Here is an 18898-nt window from a genome sequence, read left to right on the forward strand (position 1 = left end):
TGGCCGACGCCTCTCAATTCGTTCTTCATACGCTCAGAATTAAAATTTTCACCCAATAAATGCCCCTATTTGACTGCGCTCGGTTAGATACGCAATCGTTTTCGTTTCTGTTTTACTTTATACTATCGCCCATTAAAATCACTCGCGCGCCGAGTAAATATGTCATTTTCCCACTGATGTAGGTATCTCACTATGCTAACAATTGGAACCGCTCTGCGCCCAGGCGCCACTCGTGTCATGCTGCTAGGCTCAGGCGAGTTGGGCAAAGAAGTGGCAATAGAATGCCAGAGACTCGGGTTGGAAGTTATTGCTGTCGATCGCTATGCGGATGCTCCCGCTATGCATGTCGCCCATCGCAACCATGTGATTAACATGTTGGATGGTGCTGCGTTGAAGCAGTTAGTTGAACAAGAGAAACCACATTATATCGTGCCAGAAATTGAAGCCATCGCCACTGATATGCTGGTTGAATTAGAAAACATGGGGCAACGTGTTGTCCCTTGTGCCGAGGCTACCCGTTTGACGATGAATCGTGAAGGTATTCGCCGTCTGGCCGCTGAAACCCTGCAAATTCCCACCTCTAGCTACCGTTTCGCCGATACCGAAAGTGCTTTTCACGCTGCCGTGAGTGAGATTGGCTACCCATGTATCGTCAAGCCTGTGATGAGTTCTTCAGGTAAAGGACAGAGTTTGATTCGCAGTGAAGATCAACTCAAAACCGCGTGGGACTATGCGCAATTGGGTGGCCGTGCGGGTGGTGGACGCGTGATCGTCGAAGGACTGGTGCGCTTTGATTTTGAAATAACCTTGCTGACGATCAGCGCTGTTGATGGTATCCATTTCTGCGCGCCGATTGGTCACCGTCAGGAAGAAGGTGATTACCGCGAATCTTGGCAGCCGCAAGCAATGAGTGATGTTGCGTTAAAACGCGCTAAAGCGATAGCCTCTCAGGTGGTGACAGCATTAGGTGGCTACGGATTATTTGGCGTCGAGCTGTTTGTCTGCGGCGATGAAGTGATCTTTAGTGAAGTCTCACCGCGCCCGCATGATACAGGGATGGTGACCTTAATTTCGCAGAATATGTCCGAGTTTGCGCTACATGTTCGTGCCTTTTTGGGGTTGCCGATTGGCACCATTCGGCAATATGGCGCGGCAGCATCAGCCGTTATTTTGCCTGAATTGACTAGCCAAAATATCCATTATCATGGGCTAGAAACAGCGCTAGCGGGGGATACGCAGATTCGCTTATTTGGTAAGCCGGAAATTGCCGGTAAACGGCGTCTGGGCGTTGCTTTAGCCGTTGCAGATGATGTGAGTGCTGCCATTGAAGTGGCGAAGCGCGCTGCGAGTGCTGTCGTGGTAAGTGGGAAATAACACTTTTGCTCTGATCAAAAAACCCGCCATTCTCGGCGGGTTTTTTCGTTTAAGTTGCGGTGCGAAAATCAACCTTCATATTGGTCTTCAATTTCATCTGCATCTTGTTCATCATCACGACGATAATCAGACTCTTCGTGATCCTCAAAGTCGGTATCTTCAAAAATAGGCATCGCTTGAGGATCGTTTTGGTGCCGCTCACGAATCTCTTCGGCAACCAATGCGATCGCCTCACCACTGCTCATTCCTTCCGACATGAATTTGTGAATACGTTCAACCGCTTCTTGCTGTTCCTCATGGGAAAGTGAAGGCATACCCGCTAGCATTGATTTATCTCCTACCTATAATTGCTCAAGTATACCTGTTTATTCTCATCAGCGGTGAATTGGCTATTCCATACTGAATTGGCTATATCCGAGTCGAATTGGCCCTCCCCGATAGAACGGGCAGAAACCGATGCGTGTTTTATGCTAATCTTCTCGGCGGCCTGATGTTCCCCCCTCTTCACCCGTAAGAAAAGAATAACGACTCATGAGTATAAAATCCCTGACCTTCAAAACTTTGCCTTATCAGCCTGATGCTCTGATCCAGCAATTTACACCACTCGCCAATCAGGCGTGGGCGATGTTATTGCACTCTGGATTCGCCGAGCATGCTCATAATCGTTTTGATATTTTGGTTGCTGACCCCGTGGTCACACTCACGACCAGAGGGGAACAAACCGAGATAGTCGGGACTCAAGGAACGACGTTATCCCGCGAAGATCCCTTTATGCTATTACAGCAAGAATTGGATAAATTCTTACCATCCATCCCAACGTATCCAGACTTACCCTTCTTAGGGGGCGCATTGGGACTATTTGGTTATGATCTTGGCCGGCGGATTGAAAAGGTCCCTGCGTTGGCTGAACAAGATATTGCCCTACCCGATATGGCCATTGGGTTGTATGACTGGGCACTCATTGCTGATCACCATCTGCAAAAACTGACCTTGGTATGTCACGGTGATGCCGAGCAACGACTAGACTGGTTGTGTCAGTTGAAAGCGACAGAAGCTGCCGCACCTTTTAGGTTGACGAGCCCATGGCAAGCCAATATGTCGCGTGAGCAATATGGCGAAAAATTCCGCCAAATTCAGGCCTATCTTCATAGCGGGGATTGCTACCAAATTAATTTGGCACAGAGATTCAGTGCTGAATATCAAGGAGATGAATGGCAAGCCTTCCTCTCTTTGAGCCGCAGTAATCGTGCCCCTTTTTCTGCCTTTATTCGATTGCCTCACAACAGCGTACTCAGCGTATCGCCAGAGCGTTTTCTCTGGTTGGAAAACCATCAGATTCAGACTCGCCCAATTAAAGGGACATTGCCACGGCTACCAAACCCTGAGCAGGATCGTCTGCAAGCAGCACGATTGGCAAACGCCAGTAAAGACCGAGCAGAAAACCTGATGATAGTTGATTTGCTACGCAATGATATCGGACGAGTGGCTCAGCCAGGTAGCGTACGGGTGCCAGAATTATTCGTCGTTGAGCCCTTCCCTGCAGTGCACCATTTGGTCAGTACCATTACTGCCACACTGCCTGATAATTGCCCTGCGACCGCACTTCTGCGTGCTTGTTTCCCCGGAGGTTCCATCACGGGTGCCCCTAAAATTCGTGCAATGGAAATTATTGAACAGCTGGAGCCGCATCGGCGTAATGCCTACTGCGGTAACATTGGCTATATTAGTTGCTGCGGGACAATGGATACCAATATTACGATCCGCACCCTATTGACTGAAAACGGGAAAATATATTGCTCCGCTGGCGGGGGAATTGTGGCTGACAGTCAGGAACAGGCTGAATATCAGGAAACTTTTGATAAAATTGCCCGGATTTTGCCGCAACTCGAAAAAGAGTCATCGTCAAAAAGGTCAGAATGTTAGCCGTGTGCGACTTTTTAAAATTTATCACGATTGAGAATGAATAATTTATGTACGAGACACCCTGTGAGTGAATCTTTAATCGGGAAAACATTGCCTGAATTTATCAGCCGCTTCCAATTACAGTTGCCGCAACCCGGTTGTTTTTTGGCCAATAGCCGACATGCCGCGGTATTGATCCCAATTATTTGTCGACCAGAACCGACATTACTGCTAACACGGCGTTCCAATCATTTGCGGAAACATGCTGGTCAGGTCGCGTTCCCCGGAGGTAAAGCTGATCCAGATGACCACTCATTAATTGCGACGGCGCTGCGTGAAGCCGAAGAAGAAGTCGCTATTCCCGCGTCTGCCGTCCATGTATTGGGGCAATTGGCACCTTTGGACAGTTCCAGTGGCTATCAGGTCACCCCTATTGTCGGTTTGGTCCCTGACACCGTCGCTTTTCATGGCAATGAGGATGAAGTTGCAGGGCTATTTGAAATGCCGCTTTACGAAGCGCTGAGTCTTTCACGCTACTATTCGCTGGATATCCACCGTGGGGGAACTCATCACCGCGTGTATCTTTCTTGGTATGAGCGGCAGTTTGTATGGGGGCTGACAGCCGCTATCATTCGGCGGCTAGCGCAACAAGTCAGTCTTTAAATTAAGCTAACCCGCACTATTGACATGGTTACTGGGTGATCAGCTTCACAGCACTGTCCTTTAAAAAGGGTCATTTCAGCATAAAGCGATCCCTATCACCGCACCATCTCGATTTTTACTCTATTTTTCCCGCACAGAGTTTTTAAAAAAACTGTAAACTGACATGTCAGCGTTATGAAATATCTGTAAAATATCTTTCGTCAAAATAAACCTCTAAATCTATAAGGTTAAAACCCGACAAAAAATAACACTGATTTCGCCATACACAACTGCGGATGGCGATAAACAATTATGCGGTATCAAGTTGATACGGCCGGCACCAATAGCACCCCATAAACAGCGTTCTGTGATGGCTTGGTTTCACGTAGGCATTTGATGCGAAATCCCCTGCTGCGATTCATAGAACACTTATACTTAATACAAACATTCTTAGCTGCCTTATTGGCATTAAGAAGAAAGATTGCGTTGTGAAGGAGTTTTTAGCGTGATTAGCGTTTTTGATATGTTCAAGATTGGTATCGGTCCCTCCAGTTCTCATACTGTTGGGCCAATGAAAGCAGGCAAAGAGTTTGCTGACTTGCTGGTGACTCAAGGACTGATGCCATCTGTCACGCGTGTTGCCGTGGATGTTTACGGCTCATTATCATTGACGGGTAAAGGCCACCACACCGATATCGCCATTATTATGGGGTTAGCAGGCAATATGCCTGACACCGTAGATATCGATAGTATTCCAGCCTTTATTCGTGATGTGGAGCTACGGCAAAAATTGATGCTAGCCAACGGGCTTCATGAGGTGGACTTCCCTCGTGAAGGTGGCATGGTGTTTCGCAGTGATAATCTGCCACTGCACGAAAATGGCATGCAGATTCATGCTTTCGCCGGTGATGAAAAAATCCTGAGCAAAACCTATTATTCTATCGGTGGGGGTTTCATCGTTGATGAAGAGCATTTCGGCAAAGCCGCCGTCAATGCCGTCAGCGTGCCTTATCCATTTAACTCAGCAGCGGAAATCTTGGCAAACTGCGAGCAAACCGGTATGTCAGTCTCCGGCATGGTGATGCAAAATGAGTTGGCGATGCACAGCAAAGAAGAGATTGATGCCTACTTCACCGCCATCTGGCAGACCATGCGAGCCTGTATCGATCGTGGCTTAAATACCGAAGGGGTATTACCTGGCCCGCTACGTGTACCTCGCCGTGCTTCTGCCTTGCGCCGTTTGCTGGTTTCCTCCGATAAGCTGTCCCATGACCCAATGAACGTCATTGATTGGGTTAATATGTTCGCCTTGGCCGTTAACGAAGAAAATGCGGCAGGTGGGCGAGTGGTGACGGCCCCCACTAACGGGGCTTGCGGCATCGTTCCTGCGGTACTGGCTTATTACGATCACTTCATCGAGCCGGTCACCCCTGAGATTTTTATCCGCTATTTCCTGTCGTCTGGGGCTATCGGTATTCTCTATAAGATGAACGCTTCTATTTCTGGTGCAGAAGTGGGTTGCCAAGGTGAAGTCGGTGTTGCCTGTTCCATGGCAGCAGCCGGTTTAGCTGAATTACTCGGCGCCAGCCCAATTCAAGTCTGCATCGCGGCTGAGATTGGCATGGAGCACAATCTAGGCCTGACTTGCGACCCTGTTGCTGGTCAAGTGCAAGTACCTTGTATTGAGCGTAATGCGATTGCATCAGTAAAAGCGATTAACTCTGCACGCATGGCGATGCGCCGTACCAGCGAGCCAAGAGTGTCATTGGATAAAGTCATCGAAACCATGTTTGAGACGGGCAAAGACATGAATGCTAAATACCGCGAAACATCCCGTGGTGGACTAGCCATTAAAGTGCAGTGCAATTAATTTCGTGCATTGAATTGCATTAGCATATTGTGTTCACAAGGGGAGCCAACGCTCCCCTTACTGCGCAGCAAATAATTATTGGTGGCTCATCTGTTTAGCAACCATAACACGCAGGATTGCAACATAACTCACAGCACCAATCCCAATCATTTTCGCCTTGGGTTGTTGCTGACTGAGTACCGCACTCTGCCTCACTTACCTCAGTGGCTATTGTTGACGATGATACATCACCAACCTGCCCTGAAGCTGTCTCCTGACCTAGCGTTCCGAATGAAAACAGCATTAACGTCAGAACAAAAACGATCTTTTTCATAGAACCTCCGTCACTAACTTGTCGAATGGTACAGTCATTGAGATTGTGCGATGCCTGAGTAGAAAGGAATATCTGACTGTCAAAATAGATCAAAACCCATGTTTTTAACGGATTTACGACCTATTTAAATTTCCATTTAAATACTAAAACAACCGCCCAATGTATTAATTCTCTTAAGAGAGCTTAATGATAGTATATATTTATTGATTCTGTAATTTTAGTTAAAACAATAATTCCCAAACTTAAAATCAGTCACAAAAAACAAGTAACACACTGATTTAAAATAATTAAATTCAGATTAAATCAAGGATTCTCGATAGATCATCATCGTCGATTACATTATTTCTTACATTCTATTTATTAGAACCAATGACACTTCAAAAAAATAATTTAAATTACATATATTCTGAAATGTATAAATAAGCAATAACTAGCACCTAAAGTATTTCTTCATTCTTCTATTACTTAAAGCTCAGAATTAATAGAGTGGTTGGGCTAATAATTTAAAGAACATTGTGATAAATCGAGAATTGAACAAAATAGAAAGCGCGAGAATATCCATAAAAAAATGCGAGCCATCATGAGATGACCCGCATTAACTAAAATCCTGTAAGTGCTTTACACGTTACTCTTCAAGCTCGTTATGCAGCTTGGTAATGCGAACCAGCTCAATGCGGTATTCCGAAACTTCCATAATCTCAAAACGAAGATTATGAAGTTCAACCACATCACCCACCGTTGGCATATGACCTGAGTAAGAGAGCAGCATACCGGCCAGCGAGGCATAATCAGCGGTTGGGCTGACTAACTCCTGGCAATCCAACGCTTGTTCCAGAGAGTGCAAATCTGCCCCCCCCTTCACTAACCAACTATCGCCATCCTCGATGATATCTGGTGTTTCATCTTCATCAGGGAATTCACCGGCAATGGCTTCTAGCACATCTAACGGTGTCACCAAGCCCTGAACGACACCAAATTCGTCATTAACCACCACTAAACGACCTTTAGCTTTACGCAAAACACCCAGCAGATTAATCACATCCATGGTATCAGGCACCACAATCGGCGGCGTGGCGGCAGCAAACTCACTGATCGAATCACCCCGCTCAATGGCAACTAATAGATCTTTAGCACGTACTACGCCGATGATCTCATCAAGAGAGTCACGGCAGACTGGGAACAGACTGTGCGGCGTATCTAATAGCTGCTCGCGGATCTCCTCTTGCGTACGATTACAATCCACCCAAGAGATTTCAGTACGAGGTGTCATCACGCTACGCATCGAACGGGATGCCAGCGTCAATACGCCGCTAATCATATAACGTTCTTCTTCCGCAAATGCCTCAGTAGGGATGACGACTTGCGGATCGCCCGTTTGCGGTTCCTGCTGCTGACGCCCCCCCATTAAGCGGATGATGGCTTCAGCTGTGCGCTGACGTCTTGGCAAGCGAGATTCATGCTTAATAAAGTTGCGACGCGCAATCTGATTAAACAGTTCAATCAGGATAGAGAAGCCAATGGCAGCGTACAGGTAGCCTTTCGGAATATGGAAACCAAAGCCTTCAGCAATCAGGCTCAGACCAATCATCAGCAAGAAACTTAGGCATAGCACTACGACTGTCGGATGCGCATTCACGAATTGGGTCAGTGTTTTCGATGCCAGTAGCATCACGCCCATTGCAATCACGACCGCCGTCATCATGATGGCCAGATCGTTGACCATCCCCACAGCGGTGATCACGGCATCCAGTGAGAAGACGGCATCGAGTACGACTATTTGCGCGACAACGGCCCAGAAGCTGGCATAACCGCGATTCGCGCTGCTATCGTGTTGATTACCTTCCAGCCGTTCATGTAGCTCCGTGGTGGCTTTAAATAGCAGGAACAGCCCCCCCACCAGCAAAATCAGGTCTCGCCCTGAAAAGTTAAAACTGCCGACACTGAATAATGGCGTTGTCAGTGTGACCATCCAAGAAATGACCGATAACAGTCCCAAACGCATAATCAGCGCAAGAGATAAACCGATAATTCTAGCTTTATCCCTTTGTTTAGGCGGAAGTTTATCAGCAAGGATGGCAATAAATACCAGGTTATCAATACCCAGAACAATTTCCAGCACCACCAGCGTCAGTAACCCTGCCCAGATTGAGGGGTCCATTAGAAATTCCATGTCAGACTCCGATAATGAGAACACGATTCAAATGATGTGCGCCCTGCAACTGACGCAACAAATTGCCGCAGTACGGTTGTCAGTATAGATACGCAGAATGATCGGGTGAAATTATACGCAGCAAAAGTGCGTGATAGGATAACCAGATTTAAACCCACTGGTTGGGTGTTAACACTTGAGAAACAGTAACTTCGGTGACAGTCCATAGGGAGAGCTGAGGCCCTTAACTCCTGACAATTAATAGAGCCGTTAACTCTATCAGGATTTTTTTTATCAGCATAGTCAGATTTATTATCGTTTTCATGTACCCATGTCTATTTACATCTCACGATTCTTTAATTTCACACCGATAATTTAATCTCATTCGCTCGCGTCATCTGCCAATGTTCATACAAATCACATCAATCTTAAACATGCAAAACCTACTGTGATGTTTGTTTTAGAGATCAAACACATCAATACCACTCATGTGATTGTCGAATAATTATCCAAATAAGCCAAATCATCTATAACATGTCCCAATAAATGAGCACCGTCACATAATTTATTTTTTCACTGACTAAAATAAATCACATCCAACAACATTACGGCATCAACCTGAATCGATTCATTACTGTCACGTGTAAATCGCCAGCAGTGAGTGAATATTGTGACTATCATAATAGATTCAATGTGTACCGAAGTGTTGTGGGTGAATACAGATTTTTCTGTTAAGTGCGAGAACTCAATTTTGAGTTAACAGAGGGGGTAGCGAGTGAGTATAGCTATTATCATTGGCACACATGGGGCTGCAGCAGAACAACTGCTGAAAACAGCCGAAATGATTTTAGGCGAGCAAGATAACGTCGCTTATATCGATTTCGTCCCAGGTGAAAATGCCGAAACGTTGATTGAAAAATACAACGGCAAATTAACAGGATTAGAAACCAGTCAAGGCGTTCTATTCCTTGTTGATACATGGGGTGGTAGCCCGTTTAACGCTGCCAGCCGTATTGCCGTCGATAAAGAGAACTATGAGGTCGTCACCGGGGTTAACATTCCGATGCTGGCTGAGACCTTTATGGCACGTGATGATAACCCGTCATTTGCTGAATTGGTCAAGGTCGCAGTAGAAACCGGTCGTGAAGGCGTTAAAGCACTGAAAGCGCCTGAAGTGAAGAGTGATAAGCCCGATACGCAACAAACTGCTCCTGCGCCAAAAGCCAAGGCTCCGGCCGTTGCTTTAGGTCCGAACGATCATATGAAGATCGGGCTGGCGCGTATTGATGACCGCTTGATACACGGTCAGGTCGCCACGCGTTGGACCAAAGAAACTAACGTAAACCGTATTATTGTTGTCAGTGACGACGTTGCTGCCGACAAAATGCGCAGTACCTTGCTCAAACAGGTTGCCCCTCCAGGTGTAACTGCCCACGTAGTTGATGTCGAAAAAGCGATTCGTGTCTACAACAACCCGCAATATGCTAAAGATCGCGTCATGTTGCTCTTTACCAACCCAACAGACGTCGTGCGTTTGGTTGAGGGTGGTGTCGATATTAAATCAGTGAATATCGGTGGTATGGCATTCCGTCAGGGAAAAACCCAGGTGAACAATGCTGTCTCCGTTGATGAGAAAGATGTTGAAGCTTTTAATAAGTTAAATGCACGCGGTATTGAGCTGGAAGTCCGGAAAGTCTCCTCGGATACGCGGCTCAAAATGATGGATTTAATTAGCAAACTTGATAAATAGCTTTACTAAAAACTACGTAGAAAGGTTATGCCCTGTTCTGTTTTGGAACACGGTTATTTTTACTCAGCTTTTTTGGTCATAGGAGAAGTACAATGGAGATCACAACTCTTCAGATTGTGCTGATATTCATAGTTGCCTGTATTGCCGGGATGGGTTCCATTCTGGATGAGTTCCAATTTCACCGCCCGTTAGTCGCCTGTACCTTAGTTGGTCTGGTTCTGGGTGATATGAAAACCGGTATTATCGTCGGTGGTACATTGGAAATGATCGCTCTGGGTTGGATGAACATCGGGGCCGCCGTGGCACCTGATGCCGCTCTGGCATCGATTATTTCTACCATCTTGGTTATCGCTGGTGGTCAAAGCATTGGTGCGGGTATCGCACTGGCTATCCCATTAGCCGCCGCCGGTCAGGTGCTAACCATCATCGTACGTACCATTACCGTTGCTTTCCAACACGCCGCTGATGGTGCAGCCGAACGTGGCAGCCTACGCGCAATCACTTGGATTCATATCTCTGCCCTGTTCTTGCAAGCAATGCGTATCGCTATCCCAGCGTTAATCGTTGCCTTGTCTGTTGGGACATCTGAAGTTCAGATGATGCTGAGCTCGATTCCTGAAGTCGTTACCAATGGCCTGAATATCGCGGGTGGTATGATCGTCGTGGTTGGTTACGCCATGGTTATCAACATGATGCGTGCTGGCTACCTGATGCCATTCTTCTACTTAGGTTTCGTTACCGCCGCATTTACCAACTTCAACCTGGTAGCTCTGGGTGTTATTGGTGTGGTTATGGCCTTGCTTTATATCCAACTTAGCCCGAAATACAACAAGTCTCAGGTTGTACAGGCGGGTCCGGCCAATAACGATCTTGATAACGAATTAGACTAGGAAAAGGTGAGAGAAATGGTTGATACCACAACTGTGCTTGATAAAGCCGGTGTTGATAAAACAACGACTGGTGAAAAGAAACTCACGCCCGCCGACATCCGCGGGGTGTTTATCCGCTCTAACCTCTTCCAAGGGTCATGGAACTTCGAACGTATGCAGGCGTTGGGCTTCTGCTTCTCAATGGTGCCAGCGATCCGTCGCCTGTATCCAGAGAACTCAGAAGAACGTAAGCAAGCCATCAAACGTCATCTGGAATTCTTCAACACCCAACCGTTTGTGGCTGCGCCGATTCTGGGCGTAACGCTGGCGATGGAAGAGCAGAAAGCTAACGGTGCTGAAATCGACGACGCTGCCATTAACGGCATCAAAGTGGGTCTGATGGGGCCGTTGGCCGGTGTGGGTGACCCTATCTTCTGGGGAACCGTGCGTCCGGTGTTTGCTGCTCTCGGTGCGGGTATCGCCATGAGCGGTAGCTTACTGGGGCCGTTGCTGTTCTTCGTGCTGTTTAACATCGTGCGTTTGTTAACCCGTTATTACGGTGTTGCTTACGGCTATAAAAAGGGTGTCGATATCGTTAGCGATATGGGCGGCGGTGTTCTGCAAAAACTGACGGAAGGGGCGTCTATCCTCGGCCTATTTGTTATGGGGGCCTTGGTTAACAAGTGGACGCACGTCAATATACCGGTGGTGGTGTCTCGAGTCACCAACCAAGCCGGTGAGACGACGGTCACCACGGTACAGACTATTCTAGACCAGTTGATGCCGGGCTTAGTCCCACTGCTGTTAACGTTTGGGTGTATGTGGCTATTACGTCGTAAAGTTAACGCACTGTGGATCATCATGGGCTTCTTTGCCATCGGTATCTTCGGTTACTGGATTGGCTTCTTGGCACCATAATTAAGCCGTTAGATTGGACTAAAACCGGGGGGTAACTCTCGGTTTTTTATTTCAGGGCCGTTTTTTTATTTGAGGCTGGTTTTCAATTTGGGACTGGTTTTCTGTTAGGGAGTCATTGCATGTCGGTTACCGATGTCATTCTAGTTGTATTTATTGCCCTGCTGCTTGCTTATGCTATCTATGATGAATTCATCATGAATATGATGAAAGGTAAAACTCGGCTACAAGTCCACCTGAAACGTAAAAGCAGAATCGACTGCGCCATCTTTGTCGGGCTGATTGCTATCCTTATTTACAATAATGTCATGTCAAATGGCGCACCATTAACCACTTATTTGTTAGTGGGACTAGCCTTAATTGCCGTTTATATCTCTTATATCCGCTGGCCTAAGCTGTTGTTTAAAAATACGGGTTTCTTCTATGCTAATACTTTTATTGAATATAGCCGGATTAAAAGTATGAATTTGTCTGAAGATGGGATCTTAGTTATTCAATTAGAGCAGCGCAGATTATTAATTCAAGTGAACCAATTAGATGATTTAGAGAAAATTTATAATTTTTTCCTTGAAAATCAATCATAAAATAAAAATGTCTGGGAGAGGGATCTTTTATATTTTTCTTAAAAGATTAATTTCCCAGCACCGCCGCCCTTCCCTTGGTTTATTTCCACACCATTACTGATGCTTATATGCGCTATTTACCAAGACAAATCCGATAATGAAAATCATTATCAACTCATTTCGTTCGCCATAATATTTTTGGGGTTGTCGATATATTAATTTATATGTTAAGGTTGCGCCGTTCATGGGGAGTAGCCGGTTTCTATTCGTTCTATTTTTTATAGCGCGAGCAATAGAAACGCCCGTATCAACATACTCGTTTCATCTAATGAAACGTGGTACGGGCAGCCAGGTAAGGTTGGCGAGACCATAGACACGTAGCTCCGTCGTTAGGTTGGGGGTGGGTTACGTGTATATGGAGCCGCCCGGCCGAGTCTATTACTATGAATCTATCTGCAACACTTATTCTTGCTTTTGCGATGTCTATGGATGCTTTTGCTGCATCGATCGGCAAAGGCGCTAGTCTGCATAAACCCCGTTTTCGAGAAGCAATCCGTACCGGCTTAATCTTTGGCGTGATTGAAGCGATCACCCCACTTATCGGTTGGTGTATTGGCCTGTTCGCCAGTCAGTATATTCTGGAATGGGATCACTGGATTGCCTTCAGCTTGCTGTTTATTTTGGGTTCTCGCATGATTTTCGAAGGTGTGAAACAGAAAGTCGAAGAAACTGAAAAAATGCGTAGCCACAGTTTTGGTGTATTGGTCATGACTGCCATTGCCACCAGCCTTGATGCGATGGCCATTGGCGTCGGTTTAGCCTTCTTACAAGTCAATATTGTTCATACCGCGATGGCAATTGGTTTAGCCACGATGATCATGGCGACTCTCGGCATGCTGATTGGCCGCTATATTGGCCCCCTCTTGGGGAAACGTGCTGAAATTATTGGTGGTATCGTTCTAATTGGCATCGGTTTTAATATCTTGTATGAGCATATTTATGGTCTGGCCTGATAACACGATACCCTTTATTGCCGCCATAAAATAAAACCGATTCAAAAAGAAACCCCGCACTCAAAAAGAGATGCGGGGTTTTTCTTTATCAGGGACCAGTTAACGCTCGTCACTAACCCCAACGTTCATCAGAAGTCCATTGAGACGGACAGTTTCAGCTCACGTGGATTACCTTGATATATGTAAGTCCCCGTGTCTTCAACTGATTCCCAATAACGTTCGTTGGTCACGTTCACCACGTTTGCACGCCAGATAAGATTGGTTTCTTTCAGCGGCATAGTGTAACGCACGCCAAGATCCAAACGGGTCCATGGTTTCAGTTTTAACGTGTTTTCTTGGTTAGCATACTGAGAACCAGAACGAGTAACCGTACCTGTCGCAGTTAAACCTTCGACCGCTTTAATATCGTACTCACCGCCAAACACTAACTGATAACGAGCCACACCTACCGCATAGTTACCGTTGTTATTGCTGTTTTGCGCTTCAGTCAGCACGGGGTCCAACCACACGGCGCTCCCTAACAAGCGCGTACCAAATACAGGTTCACCGAATACGTTCAACTCAACACCACGGTTACGTTGCTCGCCACCCAAGGTGTACATATTGGTTGTGGCATCAATTGAACCGGCAGGTCGGGTGATTTCAAACAGCGCCAACGTACCGCCATAGCGTTTGTTATCAAACTTCACACCCACTTCGTCCTGTTTGGCATGAACAATACCGGTCACATTACCCGCATTGGCGGTATACCACGGTGCAACGCGACCCGGTGATAACGCTTCGATATGGTTAGCATACAGGGACACATTTTCCCACGGCTTAACCAACAGGCCATATACCGGTGTCACTTTCATGGCATCTTGCACGTTAGTACTATCCGGTACGCCACTGTTAAAGTTACGGATAACCAAATCTTGGCGACGCAAGCCCAGCATCAACTGCACTTTATCATCTAGCGCCGATAAGGTATCCGATACGGAAATACTGCTCGCACGTACTTGGCTATTAAGCGTTGGATCCTGATTAACGCTACCCGACGTGGTTGGCGGGAACGGGATAACACCCGGATTATAAATATTGGTATCCACCGGCGCTGACATGTTCCAAGCTGATTTGGCTGTGCGGTAGTTAGCGGCATAACCAATATTCACTTTATGCAATATCGGGCCCGTTTCGAAATGACCACGAACGCCACCTAAACCGGCGATAGAATCAGAAACGTACGGCACGTATAGGCGGCTAATGGTGGCAGCCCCGCTATTGCCCACCAATGTTGGCGAGCCATATTGGCCTGTTTCATCATTATGGCTAGCACCGATGGTGCCGTACACCGTCCAGTTCTGGCTAACATCATATTCGCTGCGCAACATACCGAAAGTGGTCGCCATATCGGTATAAACCCACTGCTGACCATAGTTTAAGGTCGCCGCTGGCGGTTCTGGGATTTCAGTCGCGCTACCAATGGCAACATCCGTACGCATGCCGTGAACGGTCTGTTTTTGATAGCCGATATCTAAAGAAGTACGTGCACGTTCACCACGGTAATCTAAACCAGTAGATACGGCGGTAGTCCGATTTTTCTGGTCATGAACAGCCGTTTCACCTTCACGATGCAACGCATTAACGCGCACACCAAACTGGTCATTATCACCAAAGCGGCGGCCAACATCTACGGCTCCACCCACTTGTGAAGCCGAGGTATAATCTAGGCTAACGCGCGTTAATGGTGTATCACCAGCACGTTTTGGCTCTAGGTTAATCATCCCACCCACACCACTACCACTCGGTGATATACCGTTAACAAAAACGTTAGGGCCTTTAAACACTTCAACCCGCTCAACCATGCTGGTATCGATGACCTGACGTGGCAACACGCCGAACAGACCACCGAATGAAATATCATCACCGTCGAGGTTAAAACCACGAATACGGAAGTTCTGCGAAGCGTTACCGTAACCACGAACGTTCTGCACAGACGCATCATTTCGCACGACATCGGCCAGTGTCCGTGCTTGTTGGTCTTCTACCAGTTTCGAGGTGTAGCCAATGACATTGAAGGGCACATTCCGGGCATCTTGCTGCCCAAGGAAACCGATACGGCCACCATTCGCAACCTGACCATCTAGATAGGTTGGGATTAAATCGTTACCACCTGCGCGGAATGTCTCTTGCGTTCCGACGACAGTGATAGTATCCGTTTTTTTACTCTCATCACTTTTGGCCGCATCCGCTGTGGCACTGGTTTTTTTAACGTTTTCGGCCGTACTGTCAGATGCGGTTGCAGCCCATGCAGATGCCGATAGTGTGCCAAGTGCAGCACCGATCATGACGCATAGAATTCGAGGCGCCAGTCGTTTCTGATGCACCGTAGTGGAAATTTGTTGATTCATTGATTTGATGCCCCTGAAGTTCGTAAATCTGCAAGTAATGAGAATGCTTATTATAAGGATTCAGAATTATCCTGATAACACTTGCTGATGCAAGCATTTCTGTACTTCACGGGGAATATTTTTTAGTGCGTAAAAAAATTAGAGTCATTGTGTGAATGACCTGATCACTATTGGTCAGTTTATTACCCGATGAAATGTGAAGTCATTAAAGTAGAATCAGTATGGAAATTGAATTTATATAGATTGGATATAATGGGTTATTCCGACTTAAGTCATTATTTTTATACTTTCAATGGATATTTACCCCTAATATTTACAGGGTGAAAAATAGAGTCTTAGCACAGTATCGACTTAATGTCGTAGAGCCAGAAGCCTTGCCAGTACAGGCTTGACACTTAAGCACCCAATCTTTGGCGATATTCTCCTTCGACTATTGGCTATATTCCTTTTTCAGATTAATAAAAATCTTATTACCCACTTTCTCATGTTAGCGATAAACTGATTCATATCTTTTATCGCAATCACCGCTTAACCTTATGGCGACTCTTTTGCTTTGCCATAGTATGTTGATTAAAAATTCAAGGAAATACAGGAATGGCTCTGCATCCGGCATCATTTGACGATCACATTTTCCGGCTATTAATTGAAGCCGTTGATGACTACGCCATCTACATCATTGATGCCCAAGGACATATCCTGACGTGGAACAGCGGTGCCGAACGCAACACCGGTTATGCTGCGGAAGAGATCATTGGCCAATCCTTCGAGCTGTTTTATACACCAGAAGATTTGGCAGGAAAGCTGCCAACCAAAGGGCTACAGCACGCCAACCAGTTTGGTCATTATGAAACCCAAGGCTGGCGAGTGCGAAAAAATGGCAAGCGTTTTTGGGGTAATCTCACCCTCAATGCTTTGCATGACGCAGATAACAATTTACAAGGATTTGTTCACGTCACCCGTGACCTGACCGATAAATGGCAGCGAGAAAATGCGCTACGGAAAAGTGAAGAACAGTTTCGCCATTTAATCAGCGAAGTCGAAGATTACGCCATCTATATGATTGATACCCATGGGCGCATTCTGACGTGGAACAAAGGCGGAGAGCGCAATGAGGGTTACACCAGCGACGAAATTATTGGTGAACATTTTGCCCTCTTATTCACTCAGGAGGATATCTCTGCTGGTCTGCCAGAAAAGTCCCTCGCCAAAGCCATTGCTGAAGGTAATTTCCAGACGGAAGGCTGGCATGTGCGTAAAAATGGTATCCGCTATTGGGCTAGTGTTGCCATTAACCCGATGCATGATGACAACGGAAAGCTGTTGGGCTTTACCAAAATTGTCCGCGACCTCACGGAACGCCGTCAGCGTGAAGAAGCATTGCGCATCAGTGAAGAGCGCTTTCGCTTGATGGTCGATACCGTGGAAGATTACGCCATTTTGATGCTTGATCCTTGGGGGCGGGTCAATACCTGGAACCATGGGGCAGAACGTAATATCGGCTATGCCAGTAATGAGATCATCGCTCAACACTTTGGCTGTTTCTTCTTGCCAGAAGATATCGCGGCGGGGCTGCCGGAAAAGTTACTGAAAACCGCGGCATCTGCTGGCCGCATAGAGCGTGAAGGCTGGCTAGTTCGCAAAGATATGACCCGTTTTTGGGCGGTCACTATCATCACTGTGGTTCACGATCACAATGGCAAACTACTGGGTTACGCCAAAATAATCCGTGATATGAGTGAACGTAAGCAACGTGAAGATGCGCTTAGGGCCAGTGAAGTCGCTCGTTATGAGGAACGCGAACAGCTTCATCGCGTGCTGTCCTCTATTCAGGAAGGGATTATCTCTCTCGATTGTGAGGGCCGCGTTGTATTAATGAACCCCAAAGCCGAAGAAATGACAGGTCGTAGCCAGAATGAATCCTGCGGCCTGCCCATTGAAGACGTCTTTATTTTGTGGTCCCCATTACAGGATAAAAACCGACTCGACGCTTTCAACCAGTGTTTAAGTGAAGGGCGTCATACGCTATTGCCAGAAGGTAGCCAGCTATTATCAAGCCAAGGTGAGCGCCAAGAAATTCGTTGTTCAGCCTCACCCATTCACGATCGTGACAACCAACTCACCGGAGCTGTCGTGGTGTTCCAAGACGTGACTCGCGCGCGCCATGAACAGCGTGAACTGCAGTATCAGGCGAATCATGACATGCTCACAGGCCTGATTAATCGGCGACGGTTAGAAGAACGGCTAGCAGATAGCCTGAGTGAATTGAGCGACAATGAGCAGCATATTCTCTGTTACGTGGATTTAGATTTCTTCAAGGATGTTAATGATACCGCTGGCCATGAAGCTGGCGATATGGTGCTACGAATGGTGGCACAGACCATGCAACAAGCCGTGCGAGAAAATGATATTGTTGCTCGTTTAGGCGGAGATGAATTCGCAATCGTGCTATTTAATTGTAAAAATAAGCCAGCGACTGACATCCTTGAACAGGTAGTTACCGATATTTCCGCTATCCAATTCCATTGGCACGGTCAATCGTACACCTTCACGGCAAGTCTTGGAGCCGTCACCTTAAATCGTCAATCAGAAACCGCCGCGCAAGCGATGCGTCAGGCAGATATTGCGTGTTATGCAGCAAAACACGCTGGGCGTAACCGGTTATCCTTCGCCCTCTAGCTGCCCTCTTCACTTGGGGCAATGATTGCCCCTCAATCCTGTTTCAGTGATAAACACACATAAAATGCAAGGTTAATTGCGTTGTACTGTCAGCAATTAGACACCGGTCAAAATATACTTTCCCGCAGTGTGATATATAAACAATATTGTCTGTTAAATTGGAAAGATAAATATGCCGTATTTCACGGTCAGTGTTGTTTTGCATAATGCAGTAGAAGGCGATTACGAAACACTTAATAAGAAAATGACTGATGCGGGATTTACCCGCCTCATTGGCAGAGATAAAGTCTACAAATTACCAGAAGGAGAATTCAATTACGGTAGCGGTACATTGAATAAGCAAGAAGTTGCTGATTTAGCATTGAAAGTTGCTGAACAAATCAGATTCATCCCTTCAATATTGGTCACTGAGTCCGGCGGACGAACTTGGCGGAATCTAGATCTAAAGTAACGTCAGTATATTATAATAATA

General features: G+C 46.5%; 15 protein-coding genes and 1 riboswitch. Of the genes, 11 read left to right on the forward strand and 4 right to left on the reverse strand.

From position 1 onward, the window contains the following. The first annotated feature begins 192 nt into the window (after nucleotides 1–192). Nucleotides 193–1374, forward strand: a complete 1182-nt coding sequence (gene purT, locus BN68_RS05950) for a formate-dependent phosphoribosylglycinamide formyltransferase (RefSeq protein WP_019210248.1) — start codon at nucleotides 193–195, stop codon at nucleotides 1372–1374. Nucleotides 1375–1442: 68 nt separating this feature from the next. On the opposite strand, the gene BN68_RS05955 is transcribed toward purT, so the two are convergent. After that, entirely contained in the window at nucleotides 1443–1700 is a 258-nt protein-coding gene (locus BN68_RS05955) for a YoaH family protein (RefSeq protein ID WP_019210249.1), read from the reverse strand. 205 nt (nucleotides 1701–1905) lie between these two features. Here BN68_RS05955 and pabB point away from each other — a divergent pair, with 205 nt between their 5' ends. From pabB to BN68_RS05970, 3 genes are all read left to right on the forward strand, one after another. After that, nucleotides 1906–3297, forward strand: coding sequence for an aminodeoxychorismate synthase component 1 (gene pabB / locus BN68_RS05960; RefSeq protein ID WP_019210250.1), 1392 nt, complete (start codon nucleotides 1906–1908; stop codon nucleotides 3295–3297). A gap of 63 nt (nucleotides 3298–3360) precedes the next feature. Further along, nucleotides 3361–3939 (forward strand): CoA pyrophosphatase, encoded by a 579-nt coding sequence (locus BN68_RS05965; protein WP_019210251.1) that lies wholly within the window; start codon nucleotides 3361–3363, stop codon nucleotides 3937–3939. Nucleotides 3940–4423: 484 nt separating this feature from the next. Continuing rightward, entirely contained in the window at nucleotides 4424–5788 is a 1365-nt protein-coding gene (locus tag BN68_RS05970) for an L-serine ammonia-lyase (protein ID WP_019210252.1), read from the forward strand. A 94-nt stretch (nucleotides 5789–5882) separates the two neighbouring features. On the opposite strand, the gene ystC is transcribed toward BN68_RS05970, so the two are convergent. Together ystC and BN68_RS05975 are read right to left on the reverse strand one after the other, a co-directional pair. Then, nucleotides 5883–6101: an ST-I family heat-stable enterotoxin YstC gene (ystC, locus tag BN68_RS23225; protein WP_071822394.1), complete on the reverse strand. Its 219-nt coding sequence runs from the start codon at nucleotides 6099–6101 to the stop codon at nucleotides 5883–5885. Between the two features lie 625 nt (nucleotides 6102–6726). Then, on the reverse strand, nucleotides 6727–8271 hold the full coding sequence (locus BN68_RS05975; protein WP_019210253.1) for a TerC family protein: 1545 nt from the start codon (nucleotides 8269–8271) through the stop codon (nucleotides 6727–6729). A 754-nt stretch (nucleotides 8272–9025) separates the two neighbouring features. Here BN68_RS05975 and manX point away from each other — a divergent pair. The 5 genes from manX to mntP all read left to right on the forward strand — a co-directional run bounded on the left by manX (nucleotide 9026) and on the right by mntP (nucleotide 13360). Further along, complete coding sequence (gene manX, locus BN68_RS05980; RefSeq protein WP_019210254.1) at nucleotides 9026–10000, forward strand: PTS mannose transporter subunit IIAB; 975 nt, start codon at nucleotides 9026–9028, stop codon at nucleotides 9998–10000. A 92-nt stretch (nucleotides 10001–10092) separates the two neighbouring features. Then, nucleotides 10093–10890 (forward strand): PTS mannose/fructose/sorbose transporter subunit IIC, encoded by a 798-nt coding sequence (locus tag BN68_RS05985; protein WP_019210255.1) that lies wholly within the window; start codon nucleotides 10093–10095, stop codon nucleotides 10888–10890. A gap of 15 nt (nucleotides 10891–10905) precedes the next feature. Further along, nucleotides 10906–11787 (forward strand): PTS mannose transporter subunit IID, encoded by an 882-nt coding sequence (locus tag BN68_RS05990; protein WP_019210256.1) that lies wholly within the window; start codon nucleotides 10906–10908, stop codon nucleotides 11785–11787. Nucleotides 11788–11906: 119 nt separating this feature from the next. Continuing rightward, a complete protein-coding gene (locus BN68_RS05995; RefSeq protein WP_019210257.1) occupies nucleotides 11907–12368 on the forward strand; it encodes a DUF986 family protein in 462 nt (153 codons plus the stop codon). 213 nt (nucleotides 12369–12581) lie between these two features. After that, nucleotides 12582–12780: riboswitch (yybP-ykoY riboswitch) on the forward strand. Between the two features lie 10 nt (nucleotides 12781–12790). Continuing rightward, a complete protein-coding gene (gene mntP / locus BN68_RS06000) occupies nucleotides 12791–13360 on the forward strand; it encodes a manganese efflux pump MntP (protein ID WP_019210258.1) in 570 nt (189 codons plus the stop codon). A gap of 128 nt (nucleotides 13361–13488) precedes the next feature. Here mntP and BN68_RS06005 read toward each other — a convergent pair whose 3' ends face one another. Next, nucleotides 13489–15750: a TonB-dependent receptor gene (locus tag BN68_RS06005; protein ID WP_019210259.1), complete on the reverse strand. Its 2262-nt coding sequence runs from the start codon at nucleotides 15748–15750 to the stop codon at nucleotides 13489–13491. Nucleotides 15751–16344: 594 nt separating this feature from the next. Here BN68_RS06005 and BN68_RS06010 point away from each other — a divergent pair. Beyond that, a complete protein-coding gene (locus tag BN68_RS06010; protein WP_019210260.1) occupies nucleotides 16345–18426 on the forward strand; it encodes a PAS domain S-box protein in 2082 nt (693 codons plus the stop codon). 172 nt (nucleotides 18427–18598) lie between these two features. Continuing rightward, nucleotides 18599–18877 (forward strand): hypothetical protein, encoded by a 279-nt coding sequence (locus BN68_RS06015; RefSeq protein ID WP_019210261.1) that lies wholly within the window; start codon nucleotides 18599–18601, stop codon nucleotides 18875–18877. Nucleotides 18878–18898 lie beyond the last annotated feature (21 nt).

This window comes from Yersinia massiliensis CCUG 53443, assembly GCF_000312485.1.
GTDB classification, from domain to species: domain Bacteria; phylum Pseudomonadota; class Gammaproteobacteria; order Enterobacterales; family Enterobacteriaceae; genus Yersinia; species Yersinia massiliensis.